Here is a 3956-nt window from a genome sequence, read left to right as displayed (position 1 = left end):
AGGCGAATTCCACGTTCTCTGCCACTCGCGGCCCGCTGACCAGCACGTTCCGCCCCGCAGTACCTCCAGGACCCCCGAATTACGTCGAACGCGGGGTGGCGGCGGGTTCGGTTTGTGACTTGTCCGAAGTGTCAGCTGTCGGGATTGGGCTGGCCGCGCTGGATTGCAGAGTCGCTCCCGGTTGTCCTGCTGGGCCCGCCGCCCCAGCTCGAGCGGTTTTGGCGTCGCGGGTCATGCGTTTGAAGACCACGTCGGACAGATGGCGCTTGAGTGCGCGCAGGGCTTCCATGGTGGTTTTGCCCTCGGCGAGCCGCTGGCGGTAGTAGGCCCGGCCCGGGGTGTCGTGGCGGAGCTGGACGATGGCCATGATGTGCAGGACCCGGTTGATGCGCCGGTTCCCGGCCCGGGACAGCCGATGGCGGCGTTGATCGCCGGAGGACGCCTCGATGGGTGCGGTGCCGTTCCAGGACGCGAAGTGCGCCGCGGTGGGGAACCGGTTGATGTCACCGACGTTGCCGAGCAGCCGAGCGGCTCCGGACGGGCCGATGCCGTTGAGCTCGGTGAGGCTGCTGCCGGCCGCGGTAACGACCTCGCGCAGCTGCTTGTCCGCGGCGCGGATTTCGCGTCGATGGCGGTGAGCTCGTCGATGAGCTCGCGGGCGAGCTGGTGACGGGTTTGCGCCACGATGCCGACCGGCTCCGGGGCGGTGCGTAGCAGGTAGCTGGCCTGGCCACGGGTGAGGAACTTCTTCGCCCCGCCGGGGACGAGTTCGAGCAGCAGGTGGTGGATCCGGCTGACGGTCTCGGTGCGGGCCTGGCCCAGCTCGTCGCGGCGGTCGACCAGCAGGCGCAGCACGACCGCGGTGTCATCGGCCTGGACCCGGCGCAGTCCCGGGCTGCGCAGGCCGGCCACGGCAACGCTGTGCGCGTCGACCGGGTCGGTCTTGCGGCCCTGCCCGGCGTCGAACACCCGCACTCGCGCTGACAACTTGGCGGGCACGTCAATGACGGTCTCGCCGTCGGCGACCAGGCGCTGGGCGACGTGCCAGCCGATCCCGGCGCAGCCCTCCACCGCCCATGTCCGCTCCGCGAACCGGCGGCCGGCCTCGAGCATCCGCGCGTAGCCGCTGGTGTCCGTGCCGTACCGGCCCTTCGCCAGGATCTGTTCGCGTTCGTCGATCACCTCGATCGTGGCTGACCGCTTGTGCGGGTCCATCCCGATCACCACACGACGCATCCGCTTACGCCTCCTCGCTCGTACACTGTGGACGACTGGCGAGGAGGGCAACGCTACTTCGAGCTGGGCAAACCTCTTGAGCCACTCCCGGCCACGGTGACCAGCGGGCGCAGGCCAAATGAAGTTGCTGGACGACACCGGCGACGACCTCGGCCTCCTCATCGATTGAGAGGCCCGCGCGGATGTCGAGTCGTCCGGTGTCCAGGGCAGCGGTGACGGCGTCGTAGTCGAACTCGCGTCGGCGGATAGCGGCTGCCGCGGCCGGCAGGATGTTGCTGGGGTCGCGGTGGGACACGTCGGGCAGATCGATGCGTCGGGCACCGGGAAGCGCGAGGGTGGTATCGAGCCGTTCCGGCCCGACGCCGACGGCGTCGGGCAGATCGCTGTAGATGCACTGGTTGGGGTCGCCCAACAGCACTAGTCGGGCGTTGCCGCGGATGGTGTTCAGCAGGTCGAACTGCCGGTCGTCAGTGTCCTGGAACTCGTCGCAGACAATCATCGCCCAGCGGGCTCGCAGATGCTCGCGGACGGCCGGCACAGCGCACAGGTCGAGCGCGCGGGGCAGCATGTCCCGGTAGCGGACCGTGTCGCGGACGCGGAACAGCTTGGCATCGGTCTCGCTGAACATCCTCGGTTCGGCCAACCCGATCGCCCCACCCCAGCGAGTAAGCAGCCGCCAGGCGAAAGCGTGGAAGGTGGTGATCTCCACCCGCGACTGGTACGGGCCAAGCACCTCCGCACCGGCCAGCAGTACCTGCTCAACCGCGAGGCGTTCGACGTCGACCTGTGGACGTCGCGGGCGGCGCTGTGCGACGCCGACCGCGCCGACGAGCCAGACGAGCGGGTCGCCAGCTGGCAGCAGGCCGTCGACGCCTACCGCGGGCACCTCGCCACCGGTGTCGACTACGAATGGATCGAGCCGCACCGCGAAGCAGCCCGCCGGCAGGTCATCGACAGTGCGCTCGCGCTCGCCGACGCCCTCACCGACCAGCCCGAGACAGTCCTGCCGGTCCTCGACACCGCGATCGCGCACAGCCCGTACACCGAGGCCCTGTACCAGGCCGCGATGCGCGTCAACACCGCCGTCGGCCGGCCCGACGCTATTCGGGCGCTGCGGCACAACCTGGCCCGGCACCTGGCCGACATCGACGCCGACCCGACCGAGGAGACCATCGCCCTCGCCGACCACCTCACCATCACCATCACATCATCCAGCCAGGCCAGCCAGGCCAGCCAGGCCGGTCAGGCCAGTCGACGACGTCGGCTCGCGCAGCGGATCCCGCCCAACCGTCCGGATCAGCCGTCCGAGCGGGACCAGACCGGCGCACCGTCGAGGTCGCCTGCCGTCGGGCGATCCGCCGCCCGAGCCGAACAGGTCGCCGCCGACCACGCACCCGACCGCGCGCAAGCGCGGGGCGGCAACGCGGAGGCAGCGGCGTGAGCGGTGTCCGGCCGGTGCCCGACGCGCTGCGTGGCCTCGACGCGGACCTGCAGCGGGCGGTGCGGCAGACAGCCCTGATGCGGCGCGGGTTCTACCTGGTGGTGCTCATCGTCGCGCTCGCCGGGCAGGTGTCCGGCGCGACCCGGGCCCTGCACATCCCGCTGCTGTGGGCCGTCCCCGCGGTCGCCGCGCTGGAGTTCGGTGGTGTCGTCGTCCTCGCCAACGCCGACGTGCGCCGTCGGCTCGGGGAACGCGCCGCCGGGTCCCGGCTGCTGTCCGCCGCCGTCGCCGCCGGGGCCGTGGTCTTCAACTGGACCGCGCACCCGGAGCCGCTGCTCGGCGGGTTCTTCGCCGCCATGTCCGGGCTCGGGTACCTGGTATGGCTGACAGACGCCGAGAACTCCCGCCGAGACCGGCTCCGCGCCCACGGCGCGCTGCCCCCGACCACCCCGGCCTACGAACCGATCGGGCACTGGCTCCAGCATCCGTGGCTCACCCGCCGCGCCAGATCCCTCACAAAAGCGAACCCGCACCTCGACCTGTATGGGTCGCTGGCCGCCGCCGCCCGCGCCGACCTGCGCGCCGAGCAGCGTCGTAAGGCAATCGCCATCGTCCTCCGCCGCAAGATCCGCGCCGCGGTCGACCGGGCCACCGCGGACATCGCCGTCGCTGTCTACGACCTCGACGAGGATCGCAGACCGGCTCGCGGACCGCGCTGACTACGCCACGCTGACCGACCTGATCAACGCCGATCTCACACCATCGAAACTGGCAGATTCACCGACACGACCCAACCAGCCACACGACACCCCCCGAACACACCAGCAACGACGCGAACCAGGAGGCGGCGTCCGCACAGCACATCGCACCGGCATACCGGATGAACTCGTCAAATACCGCCTCACCGCAGCCCGACCTGGAACGCGGTGACGTGCCAACACACACCGTCCCTGGGCAGAGCCGGTACAGACGGAAGACACGGCCGAGTCCGAGTCACGCCCCGATCAAAGTTGCCCAGCACTCCTCGCGTGCAGAGGCGCCTGCGCTGCACAACCACCAACCGACCGGCCTTGCACCGATCGCACGGCAGCCTACCGAGATGGACAGCGCGCGTACCGGCGGAACGGACCGTCCCGACAATCCACCGTCATACGTTGGGACGCCCGTGGGCAACACCGAAAGTTCAGGCGATGAGCAGCGAAATCGATGCCGGGATTAACGTGACCAGGATACCGACGATCGGTAGCGCGATGCCGTATCGGGCGATGAGGTCGATGGC

4 protein-coding genes and 1 pseudogene are annotated in these 3956 nt (G+C 70.1%); 2 read left to right on the top strand and 3 right to left on the bottom strand.

The genetic code is table 11. The features are described from left to right. Positions 1 to 79: 79 nt before the first annotated feature. From ACZ6TV_RS55120 to ACZ6TV_RS55110, 3 genes and pseudogenes are all read right to left on the bottom strand, one after another. Positions 80 to 523 carry a transposase gene (locus ACZ6TV_RS55120; protein WP_465309756.1) on the bottom strand — a complete coding sequence of 148 codons (444 nt, stop codon included), beginning with the start codon at positions 521 to 523 and terminating at the stop codon, positions 80 to 82. Positions 524 to 819: 296 nt separating this feature from the next. Further along, a pseudogene (locus ACZ6TV_RS55115) lies at positions 820 to 1215 on the bottom strand (IS110 family transposase); the annotation flags it as partial. A gap of 25 nt (positions 1216 to 1240) precedes the next feature. Beyond that, on the bottom strand, positions 1241 to 1945 hold the full coding sequence (locus ACZ6TV_RS55110) for a UvrD-helicase domain-containing protein (RefSeq protein WP_465309754.1): 705 nt from the start codon (positions 1943 to 1945) through the stop codon (positions 1241 to 1243). Between ACZ6TV_RS55110 and ACZ6TV_RS55105 the strand changes: the two genes are divergently transcribed. Together ACZ6TV_RS55105 and ACZ6TV_RS55100 are read left to right on the top strand one after the other, a co-directional pair. Then, on the top strand, positions 1925 to 2677 hold the full coding sequence (locus tag ACZ6TV_RS55105; RefSeq protein WP_465309752.1) for an AfsR/SARP family transcriptional regulator: 753 nt from the start codon (positions 1925 to 1927) through the stop codon (positions 2675 to 2677). The genes ACZ6TV_RS55110 and ACZ6TV_RS55105 overlap by 21 nt on opposite strands. Further along, positions 2674 to 3396, top strand: coding sequence for a hypothetical protein (locus ACZ6TV_RS55100; RefSeq protein WP_465309750.1), 723 nt, complete (start codon positions 2674 to 2676; stop codon positions 3394 to 3396). Before ACZ6TV_RS55105 ends, ACZ6TV_RS55100 begins: the two co-directional genes overlap by 4 nt. Positions 3397 to 3956 lie beyond the last annotated feature (560 nt).

The organism is Dactylosporangium sp. NPDC051087, from assembly GCF_055586325.1.
This window is presented reverse-complemented; position numbering and strand designations above follow the sequence as displayed.